The organism is Pseudomonas sp. SORGH_AS_0211 (assembly GCF_031453455.1).
Lineage (GTDB): Bacteria > Pseudomonadota > Gammaproteobacteria > Pseudomonadales > Pseudomonadaceae > Chryseomonas > Chryseomonas aestiva.
Map to the genome: position 1 here is coordinate 4,364,652 of NZ_JAVIZV010000001.1, position 16,972 is coordinate 4,381,623.

The window sequence follows — 16,972 nt, forward strand, 5'->3', positions numbered from 1 at the left end:
AGAGAACTCCTAGTCAGGCGGTAGCCAATTCCATCACGGCCACCGGGGTGGCCTGTTCACGTTCGAGAATGCCCATCTGCTGGCCACGGCTCATCACCATGACCCGGTGCGACAGGCCGAGGACCTCGTCGAGGTCCGAGCTGACCACGATCACCGCCATGCCGGTGGCCGCCAGTTCGGCGATCACCTGGTAGATGGCGGCGCGGGCGCCGACGTCGATGCCACGGGTGGGCTCGTCGAGGATGAAGACCTTGGGATTGCGCGCCAGCCACTTGGCGATGATCACCTTCTGCTGGTTGCCACCCGAGAGGGCGGCGATGGCCTGCTCCGGCTGGCCCTTCACGCCGAGCCGGGCCACCGCCTTGCGGGCGAAGGCGCGCAGGCCACCCGGGGACACCCAGCCACCGGCGGCGAGCAGATCGGTGTTGCCATAGATGAGGTTTTCCTCGATGGCGTGGTCGACCACCACGCCCTGCTGCTTGCGATCCTCGGGCACCAGCACGATGCCGGCCTGGATGGCTTCGCAGGGGCTGGCGAAGCGGCAGGTCCGGCCTTCCAGCACCAGGGTGCCGGTGACCTGCTCGGCAGCGCCGGCGATGGCGCGGACCAGTTCGGTACGGCCGGCGCCGACCACCCCGGCCACGCCGAACACCTCGCCGGCGCGCACCGCGAAATCGATGTGCTTGAGCGGCATCTCGCGGCAGCTGAGATCCTTGACCCGCAGCACCTCCCGCGTACCGGGCGCGGCCATGGCCGGGAAGATGCGTTCCACGCTGCGCCCGACCATCTCTTCCACCAGTTGCCGCACCGGCACCTGGGCGGTGGCGTGCAGGGCGATCTGGCGGCCGTCGCGCAAGACCAGCACCCGGTCGGCGATGCGTGCGATCTCTTCCAGGCGATGGCTGATATAGATGAAAGACACGCCCTCGGCCTTGAGCCGCTCGACCTGGGCGAACAGCAACTCGGTCTCTTCGCCACCCAGGGCCGCGGTAGGTTCGTCGAGGATCAGCAGGCGGGCCTTGAGGGTCAGCGCCTTGGCGATCTCCACCAGTTGCTGGGCAGCCACGCTGAGGCCGGCCACGGTGCGCGTGGCGGGTACCTTCAGGCCCAGGCGATCCAGCTGGCGCTGGGCCTCGGTTTCCATGAAGGCGCGATCGATGCGACCGCCGCGCATGGGCAGGCGCCCGACGAACATGTTTTCGGCGATCGTCAGTTCCGGCAGCAGACGGATCTCCTGATGGATCAGGCCGATGCCGGCGGCCAGCGCGGCGCCGGGGGAATCCGGGGCGTAGTCGCGACCCAGCCAGGTCATGCGACCCCCGGCTTCGGGTGGTACCAGGCCGGCGATGATCGATGACAGGGTGGACTTGCCCGCGCCGTTCTCGCCGAGCAGGGCCAGGACCTCACCCGGCTGGATGTCGACGTCCACGCCGCTCAGTACCTCGATGCCGGCGTATTTCTTGCCGATGCTTCTCAGGCTGAGGGCCGCGGGCTGTTCCAGGGGCATGACGGCGGACATGGGGCCTCCGAAGGGGGAGCAGAAGCTGTGCCTCCCTTGGGAGGCACCTGGATAAGGGGCGGGAGGCGGCGGCCGTTACCCGCCGCTGGCCAGACGATCCGTTACGGGTGGTTCTCGATGAAGGGGGCGACGTTGTCCTTGGTGGTCAGGATCGCCTCCTGCAGCTGCTCCTTGGGCACCTGCTTGCCTTCCTTGAGCGCCACCGCCGACTCCAGGGCCATGCGCCCCATCTTGCGGGTCTGCTGGGTCATGGTGGCGGACAGGGTGCCGGCGGCCACGGCCTTGAGGCCGGCCACGTCACCGTCGAAGCCGACGATGGTCACCGGATGGTCGAGGTTGGCGACCTTGACCGCCTGGGCGGCACCCAGGGCCATGGCGTCGGCACGGCCGAAGAAGACGCTGATGTTGGGATCGCGCTGGAGCATGTCCTGGGCCACGGCGAAGCCCTTGTCCTGGGCCCACTCGGCGGGCTGCTGGGCGACTACCTTCAACTCCGGAAACTTGGCCAGGCCTTCGGAAAAGCCCTTGGCGCGATCGTTTTCCGGCGTGGTGCCGATCTGGCCCTGGAGGATGGCGACGCGGCCCTTGCCGTTGGTGACCTTGCCGACGTATTCGGCCAGGGTGCGGGCGGCGGCGACGCTGTCGCTGGCGATGAAGGTGTCACCCGGGGCGTCGGGGGCGTTGCGGTCCACCGCCACCACCGGGATGCCGGCAGCCTTGGCCGCCTTGACCGGGACGCCGGCAGCGGTGGCGCCGGCCGGGATGTAGATCAGGGCATCGACCTGGCGAGTGATCAGGTCCTGGATCTGGTTGACCTGGGTCGCCGAGTTGCCCTGGGCGTCCACGGTGATCACCTTGATGCCCTTGGCCTTGCCTTCGGCCTCGACGGCCTGCTTGATCTGGTTGAAGAAGTCGGCCTGCAGGTTGGCCACGGCCAGGCCCACGGTGAGTTCCTTGGCCTGGGCATTGAGGGCGCCGGTGCAGGTCATGGCGGCGAACAGGGTACTGAGCAACAGCTTCTTGGGGGTCAGCATGGATGGCACTCCGTTGTTATTGTTGTACTGCGGTGACGAGACGAAGCAGATCTGACCTAGCGCTGCCCGTTACGGCGGCGCAGGGTGTCCAGGGTGACGGCCAGGGCGATGACGATGCCGATGACCACCTGCTGCACGAAGGGCGAGACCCCCAGCAGATTCAGGCCGTTGCGCAGCACGCCGATGATCAGCACCCCGACCAGGGTGCCACCGACGCTGCCGACGCCGCCGCTGAGGCTGGCGCCGCCAATCACCACCGCGGCGATGGCATCCAGCTCCATGGACAGGCCGGCGCTGGGCTGGGACGAATCCAGGCGCGCCGCCATGGCCACCGCGGCCAGGCCCGCCAGGGCGCCGCTCAGGGCATAGATCCAGATGGTGATGGTGCGCACCTTGATGCCCGACAACCGCGCCACCTCGGCGCTGCCACCCATGGCATAGAGGTTGCGGCCACCGGCGCGAAAGCGCAGGAACACCCAGGCCACCAGCAGCATCAGCAGGAACAGCCCGACGGTGACCGAGAGGAAGCCGAAGTGCCGCACCGTGGCCAGGTTGGTGAACCAGTCCGGGAAGCCGACGATCTGGCGACCGTCGGTGAGGATGTTGGCCAGGCCGCGGGCCACCGACATCATGGTCAGGGTGGCGATGAAGGCGGGCAGCCGGGCCCGGGCGATGAGCAGTCCCGAGACCAGGCCGCAGACCAGACCGCCGAGGATGGCGGCGGGAATCGCCAGTCCCAGCGACCAGCCGATGTCCTGGTAGAGCCAGCCCAGCAGCATCATGGAGAAGGCCAGCACCGAGCCCACCGACAGGTCGATGCCGCCGATGACGATCACCAGGGTCATGCCGATGGCCAGGATACCGAGCACGGTCACCTGGTCGAGGATGTTGAGGGCGTTGCGCACGGAGAAGAAATACTCCGAGGCAAAGGAGAACACGGCGATCAGCAGTGCCAGGCCGATCAGCGGGCCGCCGACGTTGCGCGGCAGGCGCAGTGCCAGGCGAGCGAGGGGCTTGGCGGGTGGCGAGGCGGTCGGGGCTTTGGCGTCCACGAACTTCTCCTAGGGGTTATTGTTCTTGTGTCCGGCTCGCCTGAATATTTATGCGTGCCTGATTTTTAATTCAGACTCCGCCTGTTCCGGATGGAAGTCAAGCGCCTTTTCATCGCTGCATGCCGAACGCGATGGCTTCGGCAATCCCGCATCCCGCCACGCGTTCTATCCATTCGCCAGATCGCCAACGGCCTTTCCTGGCTATTGACGGCCCTGCGGATTGGGGTCTAAATGATAAATATATTTTCAGTGACGAATAAATATTCATAAGACGCCCACTGAAACCTCGGCAGGCGTCTGCTCCATCGCAGCTTCGGATACCCGAGGGGGTCGCCTGATGAATCCGTTCCAGTACGACGTCGCGCAGATTCGCGAAAAGGCCCGGCTGATCCGCCGGCGCGTCATCCAGCTCAATGCCGGCTCGCCCGCCGGTGGCCATACCGGGGCGGATCTGTCGGAGACCGACATCCTCGCTACCCTCTATTTCCGCCTGCTCGACGTCGCCCCGGAACGCCTCGCCGATCCCCAGCGCGACATCTACATCCAGAGCAAGGGCCATGGCGTCGGCGGCCTCTACTGCTGCCTGGCCGAGGCCGGCTACTTCCCGCCGGAATGGCTCGACACCTACCAGCATTTCGACTCCCACCTGCCGGGCCATCCGGTGCGGCAGAAGACCCCCGGCATCGAGCTCAACACCGGCGCCCTGGGCCACGGCCTGCCGGTGGCCACCGGGATCGCCCTGGCCGCGCAACGCGATGGCAGTCCGCGCCGCGTCTATGTGCTGACCGGTGACGGCGAACTGGGCGAGGGCTCCAACTGGGAATCGGCGCTGACCGCCGCCAAGTACCGGCTGGACAATCTCACGGTGATCGTCGACCACAACCGCCTGCAACTGGCCGGTCCCACCGCCGAGATCCTGCCGCTGGAGCCCCTGGCCGAGAAGTGGCGCGCCTTCGGCTTCCATGTGGTCGAGTGCGACGGCAACGACGTGGCCGAGCTGGTGGAAACCCTGGAAGCGCTGCGCGAACACCGTGGCCAGCCCCAGGTGCTGATCGCCAATACCGTCAAAGGCAAGGGGGTTTCCTTCATCGAAGGCAAACCCGAATGGCACCACCGGGTGCCCAAGGGCGACGAGATCGCCGCTGCACTGGAGGAACTCGACCATGGCCACTGATACCCAGACTCCGGGCGAAGCCCATCTCGCCAGCGTCATGGTCGAGGCCTTCATCGCCGCGGTGGACGCCGGCGTCGACCTGGTGCCGGTGGTCAGCGACTCCACTTCCACGGCCAAGATCGGCCCCTTCGTCAAACGCTTCCCGGAACGCCTGGTCAACGTCGGCATCGCCGAACAGACCCTGGTCGGGGTGGCCGCCGGCCTGGGCCTCGCCGGCAAGGTGGCGGTGACCTGCAACGCCGCCCCCTTCCTGATCTCCCGCGCCAACGAGCAGGTCAAGGTAGACGTCTGCTACAACAGGTCCAACGTCAAGATGTTCGGGCTCAACGCCGGGGCCAGCTATGGTCCCCTGGCCAGTACCCACCACAGTCTCGACGACATCGCCGTGATGCGCGGCTTCGGCAACGTGGAGATCTATGCGCCGGCCGATGGCAGCGAGTGCCGGCAGATCGTCGAGCACGCCCTGGCCCATGACGGTCCGGTCTATGTCCGCCTGGACGGTAAGGCGCTGCCCGACCTGCACGGTCCCGACTACCGTTTCGTCCCCGGTCAGGTCGACGTGCTGCGCCAGGGTCACGACGTCAGCCTGGTGGCCCTGGGCTCGGTGGTCCACGAGGCGGTGGACGCCGCGCGGTCGCTGGCCGAGCAGGGCATCAGCGCCCAGGTGATCAATCTGTCGTCGATCCGTCCGCTGCAGCGCGAGGCGCTGCTGGAAGCCCTCTGCGCCGCTCGCGGCGGGGTGGTGACGGTGGAAGAGCACAACGCCAACGGCGGGGTGGGCAGCCTGGTCGCCGAGGTCATGGCCGAAGCCGCGCTGGGGGTGCCGCTGATCCGCCTGGGCATCGCCGATGGCGAATATGCCGCCGCCGGTGGCCGCGGGCCGACCCGTGCCAAGCATGGTATCGATGCTGCCGGTATCGTTGCCGCGGTGCAGCGCCTGCGCTGAAGCTCAGGCGTCCGCCACGACCAGAACAACAGGAGCTGCCATGGCCGCCGAACCGCTGATCCTCGCCCTCGACGAGGGCACCACCAATGCCAAGGCGATCCTGGTGGATCGCGCCGGTCGGGTCGTGGCCCGCGGTTCTCGGCCGCTCACCGTCCAGCATCCGCAGGCGGGCTATGCCGAGCAGGATCCCCTGGCCATCTGGCAGGCCCTGCAGGGCGCCATCGGCGACTGCCTGGCCCAGACGGATGCCCCCCTGGCGGCCATCGCCATCAGCAACCAGCGCGAATCCGCCCTGGCCTGGGAGCGCAGCAGCGGCCAGTTGCTCGGCCCGCTGGTGAGCTGGCAGTGCAAGCGATCCCAGCCGCAGTGCGAAGCCTTGCACGCCGCCGGTCATGGCGAGTTGATCCTGCAGCGCAGTGGCCTGGCGCTGGACCCGATGTTTTCCGCCGGCAAATGGCGCTGGCTGCTCGATCAGATTCCCGACGGCACGGCCCGCGCCGCCGCCGGCGATCTCTGCCTGGGCACCGTGGACAGCTGGCTGCTCTGGCAACTCAGCGGTGGCGCGAGCTTTCTCATCGACGCGGCCAACGCGGCCCGTACCCAGTTGCTCGACCTGCGCGGGGGTGACTGGGATCCGCAGCTGCTGGGCCTGTTCGGCATTCCCCGGGCGGCCCTGCCGGAGATCCGCCCCAGTGCCGGCTGCTTCGGCGAGACCCGTGCCCAGGGCCCGCTGCCGGCCGGTCTGCCGATCCTGGCGATGATCGGCGATTCCCATGCGGCGCTGTTCGGCCAGGGCGGTTTCGTCCCGGGCAAGGTCAAGGCCACCCTGGGCACCGGCTCCTCGCTGATGACGCCCATCGCCGAACCCGTGGTCTCCGCCCATGGCCTGGCCACCACCCTGGCCTGGCGCCTGGGCGAGACCCCGACCTTTGCCCTGGAAGGCAACATCGTCCACACCGGTGCCGCCGTGGGCTGGACGGCGCGGCTGCTGGGCGGCGCCGGCGAGTTGGAGGCCCTGGCCGCCGACGCCGCGGCGCTGCCGGACAACGGCGGCGTCTACTTCGTGCCGGCGCTGGGTGGCCTGGGGGCACCGCACTGGCGGGCCGAGGCGCGTGGCCTGTTCTGCGGCCTGGCCGAGAACTGCGGGCGGGCGCACCTGATGCGCGCGGCCCTGGAAGCCATCGCCTACCAGATTCGCGACGTCTTCGACGCCATGCAGCAGGACAGTCCGACGCCGCTGGACGAGCTCTGGGTGGATGGCGGCGCCACGCGCAACGAATGGCTGCTGCAATTCCAGGCCGATCTCCTGCAGCGCTCGGTGATCTGCAGCCTGTCGCCGGAGGTCTCGGCGCTGGGCGCCGCCCACCTGGCCGGCCACGCCCTGGGCTGGTGGCAGGACGCCGCGGCCCTGGCCGATCTCGAACGCCCCCGTCGCCGCTACGAACCCCGCCCCAATGCCGTGCCCGAACTCTATGCCGGCTGGCGGCAGGCGCTGGAGCGGACGCTGCTGTAACGATTCTGTTGGATTGAGGCGGCTCCATCGCCGCAGCCCAGCAACGCAGATTCGATCTGGGCACTGTTGGGCTTCGCTGCGTTCAGCCCAACCTACGGCGGCTCTCCCGAAAGGAGAGGGGCCAGACCGTAGGTTGGGTTGAGACGGCTCCATCGTCGAAGCCCAACAACGCGGATTCGATCTGGGCAGCGTTGGGCTGCGCTGCGCTCAATCCAACCTGCGGCGGCCCTGGGCCGCCTGGCTCAGGTCGGCAGGGTCATGAAGATCTGGGTGCCCTGACCGGGGCGGGAGACCACGCCGATGCGGCCACCGTGCTGGCGGATGATTTCCTTGCACAGGGCCAGGCCCAGGCCGGCGCCGCCTTTCTGGCTGCCGATCTGCACGAAGGGCTCGAATACCCGGCCCTGCTGGGCGTAGGCGATGCCCTCACCATTGTCCTGCACCGCCATCAGCAGCTGCTCGTTCTGGCGCATGGCCTGGATGACGATGCGGCCGCCCGCCGGGGTATGGCGCAGGGCATTGCTCAGCAGGTTGTCGAACACCCGGCCCAGTTGCTTGGGATCCAGGCTGACCCGCGGCAGCGGCGTATGCAGCAACTCGACGGCCAGCTCGACATCGCGCTCGCGGGCCTCGTCGGCGTGGCGGGCGCGGGCCGCTTCCAGCAGGTCGCCGATCTCGCTCGGCAATTTTTCCGGACGCTGCAGACCGCTCTGGTGACGGGAATAGTCCAGCAGGTCGTTGATCAGTTGCACCAGGCGATGGGTTTCCTCGTCCACCGTCTGCAGCAGAAAGGCCTCGCGGGATTCCGGCGCCACCTTGAGGCGTTCGCGCAACAGACCGAAGGCCATGTGCATGCCGGTGACCGGGGTGCGCAATTCATGGGAGGCACGCAGGACGAATTCGTTGCGCACCCGGTCGAAGGCGCGCTGCTCGGTGACATCGCGCAGCACCATCAGCGCCCCCACGCTGCGGCCATCGGCGTGGTTGACCGGGGTCAGACTCCAGGCCAGCAGCCGCACCTCGTCGTCGACGCGGATTTCCAGGTCTTCGGGTGCCGCGTCCAGGGCGCCACCGGCCAGGACCCGTTGCACGCTGGCCTCGATTTCCGGGCGTTTCCAGGGCCGCGATCAGGGATTCGCCCAGGTGATTCTCGTTCCAGCCCAGCTGGCGGCAGGCCACCGGATTGGCGTGTTCGATGTTGCCCTGGGGATCGAGGATCACCAGGCCGTAGTCGATGCTGTCGAGCACTGCCTGCAGGCGCCGCTGCCCGGCCACCAGCGCCTCGACATTGGTCTGGCTGAGGCGGTGCAGGGCCTGGGCCATGTTGCCGAAGCGGCGGCTGAGCAGGGTGAATTCGGCGATCTGCGAGGTCGGCAGCTGAACGTCGAAGTTGCCCTGGCTGATGCGCTCGGCGGCCTTGGCCAGGCCATCGATGGGTCCGGTGAAGCGCCGGGCGATACCGTTGGCGGTCACCACCCCGGTGACCAGGATGGCCACGCCGATCAGCGCCAGCAGCAGGGCGATGATCACCGCCCGGTCATGGGCCTCGTCCTGCATGCGCTCCAGGGTCACCACGTAGCTGCGCTGCAGGTCGTAGATGCGCGTGCGCAGCGCATTGAGGGTTTGCTGGAAGCCGCGATCGGCACGCAACTCGCCATAGCCCGCCGGCGGTGAGCGCAGGTAGTCGGCGAAGCGCTGGTAGCGCTGCTTGACGTCTTCCAGGATGGCCAGCTGCTCGGGATTGCGCATCTGGCCTTCGACCAGTTCCAGGTACTCCTGGAAGCGCTGCTGGGCCGCCACCAGTGACTGCGGATCGGGTGCCCCGTCGAGCATCTGGAACAGGCTGTTGCTCAATTCCTGGCGCATGTTCAGCGTCAGGTTGATGAAGTCCAGGTTGCTGCGGGTCTGGACGCTCTGCTCGCGGGCCAGGTGCAGCACGCTGACCAGGCCGACCAGCAGCCCGATGAGGGCTACGGCGATCAGGGCGGAGATGCTGAGAAAGAGGCGGGTGTGCAACTTGATCGGCAGCTTCATAGCCCGTACTGCTTGCGTTTTCGATAGAGCGTGGAGGCATCGATGCCCAGGGTCCTGGCGGCCTGGTCGAGGGTCTCGCTGGTGGCCATCACCGCGGCGATGTGGGCGCGCTCCAGGGCTTCCAGGCTCAACGCCTCGCCGACCCGTGGGGCGCTGGCGGCGCCGCTGGTAGCCGGGCTGTCACCCAGGCCCAGGTGATTGACGTCCACCAAGTCCTGGCCGCAGATGATGCTCGCGCGTTCGATGACGTTGCGCAGCTCGCGGACATTGCCCGGCCAGCCGTAGTTGCGCAGGGCGTCCAGGGCCGCCTCGCTGAAGCCGTGGGCGGGTCTGTTGTAGTCCTTGACGAAGCGGGCGAGGAAGCGCTCGGCGAGATCGACGATGTCTTCCTTGCGCTCGCGCAGCGGCGGCAGGTTGAGGACGATGACGTTGAGGCGATAGAGCAGGTCTTCGCGGAATTCGTTTTCCGCCACCATCTGTTCCAGGTTGCGGTTGGTGGCGGCGAGGATGCGCACGTCGGCGCGGCGGGTCACCGGATCGCCGACGCGCTCGTATTCCTTGTCCTGGATGAAGCGCAGCAGCTTGGGCTGCAGGGCCAGGGGGAAGTCGCCGATCTCGTCGAGGAAAAGGGTGCCGCCGTCGGCCTGGCTGACTCGACCGAGGGTGCTCTCGCTGGCCCCGGTGAAGGCGCCGCGGGTATGGCCGAACATCTCGCTTTCCATCAGGTCGGCGGACAGCGAGGGGCAGTTGATGGTGACGAAGGTCTTTTTCGCGCGGCGACTCCAGGCGTGGATGGCGCGGGCCAGTTCGCCCTTGCCGGAACCGGATTCGCCGAGGATCAGCACGTTGGCATCGGTGGTGGCGACCTGTCGGGCGGTCTCCAGGATGCTCATCATCGTCGGACTGCGCGAATCGAGACCGGCGCTGGATTTGCGCACCTCGCCTTCGAGCGCCTCCAGGCGCGCCGAGAGCTGGCGGAACTCCAGCTGCTTGGCCGCAGCCATGCGCAACTGGTCGGGACTGCAGGGTTTGACCAGGTAGTCGGCGGCGCCGGCCTGCATGGCGTCCACTGCGGTGTCGATGGCCGAGTGGGCGGTAACGATCACCACCCGCATCCAGGGCGCCTGGATGCGCATCTGCTGCAGGACATCCAGACCGTTGTCCGCGCCCAGGCGCAGATCGAGAAAGCAGAGGTCGTAGACCTGACGCAGCAACAGGGCTTCGGCCTGGGCCGCGCTATTGGCCGTGGCGACGCTGTAGCCGGCGTCTTCCAGACAGAAGCGGAAGGTACGCAGGATGGCGGCTTCGTCGTCCACGAGCAGGATGCGACCGCTGGTTTGTTCCATGACGGCAAAACTCCGGGCCAAAGGGCCGAAACGCGCTAAAGGACAGGGCTGGCAGTTAGTCCATGATACATCGTGCAAGTTGCAATCCGCAGGACCATCGGGCCATCCACCGTGCCTTTGCGAGCATCGTGCAGATCGCAACCCGGAGCGGCGAAAATCGGGAAAAGACGGTTTTCCTGGCCCCTGGGAAGACTTTTGCCTCGTCTTTTGCCGTTGCGCCTGGCAGGCGCCCGGGCCGGGGCTATCCAATCGACCCCTGGCCATCATGCAAAACGCAATGCTTCAGGCGTTGCACCTTGCAAGGTGCATGTGTGGTGGCTACCAGTAAAAACTATAAGTTACTGTTTTATAAGGTAAAAATGGTTTTCGAAAAGCTGGCACGCAGTCTGCAATCTCCTTGGCAAGCCGGCCTTAGGGCCAACGGACCGCAGGAGAGACCCGATGATCAGCCAGACCCTTCGCAAGCACTTGGTAGGTACTGCGCTCTTCGCTTGCTTCGCCAGCGCCGCCGTCGCAGCCCCCCAGGGCCAGGACGTCAGCCGCGAACAGGCCCTCATCGCCTCCACCCGCATTGCTGCCCAGGCCATGGTGCCCGCAGCCAAGCCGCTGGCAAGTCAAGGTCGTGGGGAACTCAAAGCCATCCCGGCACAGTCCAACGGTGACCGTCTGGTAAAGCAGACCCGCTGGGTATTCTGAGGTCATGACCATGATGTGGATGCTGCTGGTGATTGTGTTGTTCGCTGCAGCGGCGGTCGTGATCGGGATGTTGCTCAGCGCTTTGATAATGGGTCGTGCGCTCAATCAGACGCACAACCTCAACGGTCTGGATCTCGATCTGACCGCTGTGGAACCACGGATGGCGAGTCTGGATACCCAGGATTTCGCTAATAAAACCACTGCTCGCTGGACAGGTGCTGTCGTCCGCTGAGTGCACTTGTAATACATAGGAGAAACACCATGCTGAGCTGGGCTATCACTTTCCTGATCATCGCGATCATCGCAGGCGTCCTGGGTTTCGGTGGCATCGCCGGTACTGCCACCAGTATCGCCAAGATCCTGTTCGTGCTGTTCCTGGTGCTGTTCGTGGTGTCGTTCTTCATGGGCCGTCGTCGTCCCTGACGCCAGCCTCATGAGAAACAGGCTGCCGGTCGTGATGACCGGCAGCTGAGGCGCTGTCATCGAATTGCAGCTTCAAGCCGATTCAATGGACAACCTCGAAGTCGTCTCCTGACCCGAGACGCAAGGGCCACATGGTCGGGACGCTCTGCAGTACGGGAGGGTTCCAAGAGTACAGGGAGTACTTTCGCACTCGCGGCGGACTGGGCTGGATACGACCACACCCCTGAATTCGACCGGTTTCGTCTCAAGCGAAACCCGCCGGTGTCAGGGGTGTTGTCGTTTTGGCGCAGCGAAAAGTCTGGCGATCGGGCAGGTCTCAACCCTGCCAGAAGGCGTCCCACCAGGAGCGTTCGCCGCGAACGTCTTCCAGGACCACGGTGCAGGTGGTACCAGCCGCCAGCAGCAGGCCCTCGGGCAGCGGATCCAGGGCGATACGCACCGGTACCCGCTGGGCCAGGCGAACCCAGTTGAAGGTGGGATTCACGTCGGCGGTGAGTTCACGACTCTGGGGATTGTCGCGGTCATAGATGCCACGCGCGATGCTTTCCACATGCCCGCGTAACGTCTGGCCACTCATCAGGCGCATCTCGGCGGCCGCTCCCACCTGCACGTGGGGCAACTTGGTTTCTTCGAAGTAGCCATAGACCCAGAACGAATGGGCGTCGATGACGGCCAGCTTGGGTGCGCCGGCGGCGGCGTAGTCGCCCTTGAACACCGAGAGGTTGGTGACGTAGCCGTCGACCGGTGCCAGCACCCGGGTACGTTTGAGGTTGAGGCGCGCCGATTCCAGCTGGGCCTGGGCCTGGCGCAGATCGGCCTCGGCGGCCAGCGCGGCGCTGCTGGCGTCTTCGCGGTTCTCGCGGGAAACCACCAGGCTGTCGATGTCGGCACGGCGGCGGGCGTTCTGCTGGCGCATGGCGAGGGTGGCCTTGCGCGCGGCGACCGTGGCCTCGGCCTGATGCACGGCGATCTCGTAGTGCTCCGGATCGATCTGCAGCAGCAGGTCGCCCTTGTTGACCCACTGGTTGTCGCGCACGGCGATCTCGGTCACCAGCCCCGCCACGTCCGGCGCGATGGTGATGACCTCGGCGCGCACCCGGCCATCGCGGGTCCAGGGGTCGTTCATGTAGTGCACCCAGAGCAGCCGCCCGAGGATCAGCGCCAGGCAGACTACCAGCAGGGTAAAGAGCACGCCGAAGAGTTTCTTGAGGATCATGGCAGGAGTCCTAGCGATAGACGCACAGCGCCAGGGCGCAGTAGAGGCAGATGAACAGGGCCAGGCGCAGCAGCGCCGGATGCCAGACGACGTGGTAGAGGCCGACCGCGGCGAGCACCCGGTCAAGCGCCCAGGCGAGCAGGGCGGCGACCAGGAACAGCACCGTCACGGTGGGCAGGTAGAGGCCGTGGAAGGCGATTTCACGGGGCATGGGGGATCTCGTGATAGCGGGCCAGGGGCCCCTGGGGATCGAGCAGGGCACTGCGGATGAAATGCAGGTCGCTCTGCACCTGGCGCAGGGGCGACTCGTCATAGGGCAGTTCCGGCGGTTCGGTCACGGTCGCCACGGCAAGCAGGGCCGCGTCCACTGCCACCAGCGCCCGCCGCAGATGTTCCGCGCCGGGCTTGAGGAAGAGGCGCACCAGGGCGCGCCCGAGCACCCGGATGGCCTGGCGCCAGGCGCTGCTCTCGGCATAGCGCGGGGCCGCGGGCAGGCGGGCCTGCAACTGGCGCAGCTCGATCACCGCATGACCAATCTCCAGCACCACGAAGGCCCAGCCGATCAGGCGACGCTGCGCTTCACCGCGTCCGGCGCTGACGCCATAGGCCTGGTTGAGCAGGTCGCGGGTCTGGCCTTCGAAGGCCGGCGCCAGGTGCGGCAATGGCGCGCTCACCGCCCGCACCAGCTGCTGGCGCAGGTCGCGCTCCAGGCGGCGCCACAGCCAGGGGCTGTTGGGTGGCAGCAGCACCGCCGAGACCGCCGCGGTGATCACCATCGACAGGACCACGGCGATGCCGTTGTTGATGAAGGCGTAGGCGTCGTAGACCGGCGGGTTGTCGGGAATCGAGGTGAAGCAGAAGAACACCAGGCAACCCAGGCCATAGCCCATCCAGCCCGGGCGCAGGGAAATCCAGGTGCCCAGCATGAACACCGGCGCCAGGGTCAGCAGCAGCAGGGGCAGGCCGGTGATCCAGGGAAAGACGAAGAAGGTCAGGAAGAAGCCCAGCACCACGCCGCCACTGGCGCCGACCGCCATCTGCAGGGCGGTGCGCTTGGGATCGGGCGAGGCCGAGGCCAGCGCCGAGACGGCCGCGGCGTTGAGTGCCAGCATGCCGCCGCTGGGATAGGCGCTGGCGATCCAGAAGGCGCCCAGCACCAGCACCAGAAAGGCGCTGCGGATGCCGGTGACCGCCGCGCCCAGGGCATTGGCCTTGGCCACGAAGCGCGGCTTCCACTGTTCGCGACTGTGGCGCGGCGCTGCCAGGGAGGCATGGGTCTGCAGATAGCCGTGCCATTCGCCAGTGAAGCGAAAGAGCAGCTCCACGGCGGTCTCGACGTCGCGTCGGTCGGCTTCGCTCAGGGGTGGCAACTCGGCACGCAGGGCGCGAATGCTTGGCCGCAGGCCCTGATGCAGCTGCTCCAGACGCGCCGCCGCCGCCAGGGCCGCGCGTTCGGTAAGGGCCTGGCCGCGCCATTCCTCGAACACCTCCAGCAGCGGGGCCCAGAGGCGTTCGAGGGCTGCCAGTGGCAACTGGGCGTCGCGCTCGCGCAGGCGCATCAACAGGCGGCTGAGGGCATGCAGGCGGGTGGTCAGGCCCATGAATTCGGCGTTCAGCCGGGCCAGGCGCCCGCTGCGCATGCGCATGTGCGGGTCTTCGAAGGCCGAGGCGCTGCGCAGGCTTTCCAGCCCCACCGCCTCGGCGGCCAGGCGTACTCCGGCAGCCTCCAGGGAGGCACGGTCGAGACGACCGCGGAGGACGTCGGCGGCTAGTCCGGCAAAGCCACCCATGCGCCTATAGAGGGTCGCGCGCATGGCCGTGGCGCTGGTCTGCGGAAAGACCGCCGCGCTCACCGCGCCGCTGCAGAGCACGCCCAGGGTGATGGCCAGTACCCGCATCACCGCTGACATGAAGGCGGTATCGGCATTGAGCGCGGCCGGAATGCCGATCAGCGCGGCGGTGTAGCCCGCCAGCATGCAGGCATAGCTGCGAAAGTCACGGTAGCGCGCCGAACCGGCCACGCAGAGGCCGATCCACAACGCCAGGAAGATCAGGAAGGGCACCCGTTCCTGGGCGAACAGGGCGATCAGTACCAGCATCACCGCCAGTCCCAGCAGGGTACCCATGACCCGGTAGAAGCTCTTGGCCAGCACCTGGCCGCTCTGCGGCTGCATGACGATGAACACGGTGATCACCGCCGAGCTGGGGTGCGGCAGTTGCAGGCGCATGGCTAGCCAGAGGGTCAGGCTGGCGGCGAGCAGCACCTTGGCTTGGTACAACCAGAGGCTGCCATCGCTGCGCGCCCAGGCGCCCAGGGCCTGGCGCAGTGGCGAGTGGGTGGTAGCGTGGGTACTCACCGCGCGGCCCGCTCGACGGCGACGCGGGCCGGTACCAGATCCTGGTCGCCCGGCTCGCGTTCGAGGTCCGCGCCGCCGCCCAGGGCGACCAGGGCAGCGGCCTGGGCCGCCAGGCGCAGGGCGTGCACCTGGGCGGTGACGCGTTGCTGGGCGAACAGCCGGGTCTGGGCGTCGAGCACGTGCAGGTAATCGGTCAGGCCACGGCGAAAGGCCTCGCGGGCGATGTCGTAGGTGCGCTGGGCCTCCTGGCTGGCCTGGTCGGCGAGGGTGGCCTGCCTGGCCGCCGAATCGGCCTTGATCAGGGCGTCGGAAATGTCCTTGAGGGCGTCGATGAGGGTCTGGTTATAGGCGCTGATGGCCACGTCGTAGGCCGCCGACTCCGCGCCGAGGCGGCCGCGCAGGGCGCCACCGTCATAGATCGGCAAAGAAAAGGCGGGACCTATGAAGGAGCCGGTCTTGGCGTGGGTCAGCATCTCGCTGAGGCGACCCAGGGTCAGGAACTGGCCGACGTTGGCCACCAGGTCGATGTTGGGATAGAAGCTGGCGCGGGTGACGTCCACGCCCTTCGCCGCCGCGGCGATCTGCCAGCGACGCGCCACCACGTCGGGGCGCTTGCCGACCAGTTCCAGCGGCAGGGCGCTGGGCAGGCGCGGTGCCGCGCCCAGGGTCAGGCGCGGGCGCTGCAGGCTGGCGCCGGCACCCGGGCCCTTGCCGGCCAGGGCGGCAAGCTGGTTGCGATCCAGCGCCAGGGTCTCGTCCAGGGCTTCCAGCTGGCGTTCGGTCTCGGGCAGCAGGGCGCGCGCCTGGCTGACCTCGAACTGAGTGCCGAGGCCACCGTCCAGCTGGCGCTGGGCGAGGTCGGCCAGGTGCCGCTGCTGCTCCAGGGTAGCGGCGAGGATGTCACGCTGATCGTGGTGCAGGGCGAAGCCGATATAGCTGCGGACGATGTTGCCGGTCAGCTCCAGCTCGGCCGCGCGCACCTCGGCGGCGGCCTGGTGGGCCTGGTCCAGGGCCTGGGCGCTGGCGTCGCGTTCGCGGCCCCAGAAGTCCAGGGCATAGCTCAGACCCAGTTCGGCATTGTTGTTCCAGGTGGTGCGATCGGCCAGCTCGCCCGGGCCATAGAAGCCGTCGGTGGGCCAGCTGTAGCGCTTGAAGGCGCCCTTGCCCTCGACCTGCAGGGCTTCACGGGATTCGGCCAGGCCGGCCAGGGACTCGGCGCGGCGTACCCGGGCGGCGGCCGTGGCCAGGCGCGGGTTGTCCGCCAGGGCGCCGCTGATCCAGGCATCCAGCTGGGGATCGCCATAGGCGCGCCACCACTGGCGCTCGGGCCAGGCGGCCTGGCTGGCGGCGGCCTGGATGGCACCGTCGGTGGCCAGCGCCTGGTCATCGAGGCGCTGCGCCTGGGGCGCGTTGTGACCGGTACCGATACAGCCGGCCAGCAGGGTCGCGAGGGCGACCACCGTGAGCGCAGGCCAGACTCTGCTAGAGGAAGGCGACACGTGGAGGTCCGTTGGCAACAGGGCCATACCTGCGTCTGGCATGAGGCAGCGCAGCGAGGTTGGCGAGATGAGCTGGAACTGAAGAGGACGCCGTAGAGGACGGCCATGAACCGTGAGGTCAGCGGACGTTACCATTAGGCTGCTAACGATTCTATAAAATTCC

14 protein-coding genes and 1 pseudogene are annotated in these 16,972 nt (G+C 67.5%); 6 read left to right on the top strand and 9 right to left on the bottom strand.

What is annotated here, in order from left to right:
* Window positions 1–13: 13 nt before the first annotated feature.
* The 3 genes from QE393_RS20200 to QE393_RS20210 form a co-directional block, all read right to left on the bottom strand.
* The gene (locus QE393_RS20200) at window positions 14–1,519 is read right to left on the bottom strand and encodes a sugar ABC transporter ATP-binding protein (protein WP_310045292.1); all 1,506 of its coding nucleotides are present in this window, start codon (window positions 1,517–1,519) and stop codon (window positions 14–16) included.
* Between the two features lie 101 nt (window positions 1,520–1,620).
* The gene (locus QE393_RS20205) at window positions 1,621–2,553 is read right to left on the bottom strand and encodes a sugar ABC transporter substrate-binding protein (RefSeq protein ID WP_273805434.1); all 933 of its coding nucleotides are present in this window, start codon (window positions 2,551–2,553) and stop codon (window positions 1,621–1,623) included.
* 56 nt (window positions 2,554–2,609) lie between these two features.
* Entirely contained in the window at window positions 2,610–3,605 is a 996-nt protein-coding gene (locus QE393_RS20210; RefSeq protein WP_133860279.1) for an ABC transporter permease, read from the bottom strand.
* A 337-nt stretch (window positions 3,606–3,942) separates the two neighbouring features.
* Here QE393_RS20210 and QE393_RS20215 point away from each other — a divergent pair, with 337 nt between their 5' ends.
* The 3 genes from QE393_RS20215 to QE393_RS20225 are packed head-to-tail and all read left to right on the top strand — an operon-like array spanning window position 3,943 to window position 7,238.
* A complete protein-coding gene (locus tag QE393_RS20215; RefSeq protein WP_310045294.1) occupies window positions 3,943–4,779 on the top strand; it encodes a transketolase in 837 nt (278 codons plus the stop codon).
* A complete protein-coding gene (locus QE393_RS20220) occupies window positions 4,769–5,725 on the top strand; it encodes a transketolase family protein (RefSeq protein ID WP_273805433.1) in 957 nt (318 codons plus the stop codon). The genes QE393_RS20215 and QE393_RS20220 overlap by 11 nt, the downstream gene beginning before the upstream one ends.
* A 40-nt stretch (window positions 5,726–5,765) precedes the next feature.
* Entirely contained in the window at window positions 5,766–7,238 is a 1,473-nt protein-coding gene (locus tag QE393_RS20225; RefSeq protein WP_310045297.1) for an FGGY-family carbohydrate kinase, read from the top strand.
* A gap of 242 nt (window positions 7,239–7,480) precedes the next feature.
* On the opposite strand, the pseudogene QE393_RS20230 reads toward QE393_RS20225, so the two are convergent.
* Both QE393_RS20230 and algB read right to left on the bottom strand, forming a co-directional pair.
* A pseudogene (locus QE393_RS20230) lies at window positions 7,481–9,272 on the bottom strand (ATP-binding protein).
* The gene (gene algB, locus QE393_RS20235) at window positions 9,269–10,618 is read right to left on the bottom strand and encodes a sigma-54-dependent response regulator transcription factor AlgB (protein WP_310045298.1); all 1,350 of its coding nucleotides are present in this window, start codon (window positions 10,616–10,618) and stop codon (window positions 9,269–9,271) included. Before algB ends, QE393_RS20230 begins: the two are co-directional and overlap by 4 nt.
* 441 nt (window positions 10,619–11,059) lie before the next feature.
* Between algB and QE393_RS20240 the strand changes: the two genes are divergently transcribed.
* The 3 genes from QE393_RS20240 to QE393_RS20250 are packed head-to-tail and all read left to right on the top strand — an operon-like array spanning window position 11,060 to window position 11,737.
* Window positions 11,060–11,314: a hypothetical protein gene (locus QE393_RS20240; RefSeq protein WP_007160204.1), complete on the top strand. Its 255-nt coding sequence runs from the start codon at window positions 11,060–11,062 to the stop codon at window positions 11,312–11,314.
* Window positions 11,315–11,324: 10 nt separating this feature from the next.
* A complete protein-coding gene (locus QE393_RS20245; protein ID WP_178083882.1) occupies window positions 11,325–11,546 on the top strand; it encodes a hypothetical protein in 222 nt (73 codons plus the stop codon).
* 29 nt (window positions 11,547–11,575) lie between these two features.
* Window positions 11,576–11,737, top strand: coding sequence for a DUF1328 domain-containing protein (locus tag QE393_RS20250; RefSeq protein WP_007160206.1), 162 nt, complete (start codon window positions 11,576–11,578; stop codon window positions 11,735–11,737).
* A 316-nt stretch (window positions 11,738–12,053) separates the two neighbouring features.
* Here the strand turns inward: QE393_RS20250 and QE393_RS20255 are convergent, their stop codons facing one another.
* Genes QE393_RS20255 through QE393_RS20270 form a run of 4 tightly spaced genes read right to left on the bottom strand, consistent with a single transcriptional unit; the run spans window position 12,054 to window position 16,809 of the window.
* Window positions 12,054–12,953, bottom strand: coding sequence for an HlyD family secretion protein (locus QE393_RS20255; protein WP_280310239.1), 900 nt, complete (start codon window positions 12,951–12,953; stop codon window positions 12,054–12,056).
* A 10-nt stretch (window positions 12,954–12,963) separates the two neighbouring features.
* Window positions 12,964–13,164 carry a DUF1656 domain-containing protein gene (locus tag QE393_RS20260; protein WP_007160208.1) on the bottom strand — a complete coding sequence of 67 codons (201 nt, stop codon included), beginning with the start codon at window positions 13,162–13,164 and terminating at the stop codon, window positions 12,964–12,966.
* Window positions 13,154–15,310: an FUSC family protein gene (locus tag QE393_RS20265; RefSeq protein WP_310045300.1), complete on the bottom strand. Its 2,157-nt coding sequence runs from the start codon at window positions 15,308–15,310 to the stop codon at window positions 13,154–13,156. The genes QE393_RS20260 and QE393_RS20265 overlap by 11 nt, the downstream gene beginning before the upstream one ends.
* Window positions 15,307–16,809: an efflux transporter outer membrane subunit gene (locus QE393_RS20270; RefSeq protein WP_310045303.1), complete on the bottom strand. Its 1,503-nt coding sequence runs from the start codon at window positions 16,807–16,809 to the stop codon at window positions 15,307–15,309. The genes QE393_RS20265 and QE393_RS20270 overlap by 4 nt, the downstream gene beginning before the upstream one ends.
* Between the last annotated feature and the right edge of the window lie 163 nt (window positions 16,810–16,972).

Bases quoted from the DNA above. Each gene is read 5' to 3' on its own strand.
- QE393_RS20200 (WP_310045292.1), bottom strand. From the start codon at position 1,519: ATGTCCGCCGTCATGCCCCTGGAACAGCCCGCGGCCCTCAGCCTGAGA.
- QE393_RS20205 (WP_273805434.1), bottom strand. From the start codon at position 2,553: ATGCTGACCCCCAAGAAGCTGTTGCTCAGTACCCTGTTCGCCGCCATG.
- QE393_RS20215 (WP_310045294.1), top strand. From the start codon at position 3,943: ATGAATCCGTTCCAGTACGACGTCGCGCAGATTCGCGAAAAGGCCCGG.
- QE393_RS20220 (WP_273805433.1), top strand. From the start codon at position 4,769: ATGGCCACTGATACCCAGACTCCGGGCGAAGCCCATCTCGCCAGCGTC.
- QE393_RS20225 (WP_310045297.1), top strand. From the start codon at position 5,766: ATGGCCGCCGAACCGCTGATCCTCGCCCTCGACGAGGGCACCACCAAT.
- algB (WP_310045298.1), bottom strand. From the start codon at position 10,618: ATGGAACAAACCAGCGGTCGCATCCTGCTCGTGGACGACGAAGCCGCC.
- QE393_RS20240 (WP_007160204.1), top strand. From the start codon at position 11,060: ATGATCAGCCAGACCCTTCGCAAGCACTTGGTAGGTACTGCGCTCTTC.
- QE393_RS20245 (WP_178083882.1), top strand. From the start codon at position 11,325: ATGATGTGGATGCTGCTGGTGATTGTGTTGTTCGCTGCAGCGGCGGTC.
- QE393_RS20250 (WP_007160206.1), top strand. From the start codon at position 11,576: ATGCTGAGCTGGGCTATCACTTTCCTGATCATCGCGATCATCGCAGGC.
- QE393_RS20255 (WP_280310239.1), bottom strand. From the start codon at position 12,953: ATGATCCTCAAGAAACTCTTCGGCGTGCTCTTTACCCTGCTGGTAGTC.
- QE393_RS20260 (WP_007160208.1), bottom strand. From the start codon at position 13,164: ATGCCCCGTGAAATCGCCTTCCACGGCCTCTACCTGCCCACCGTGACG.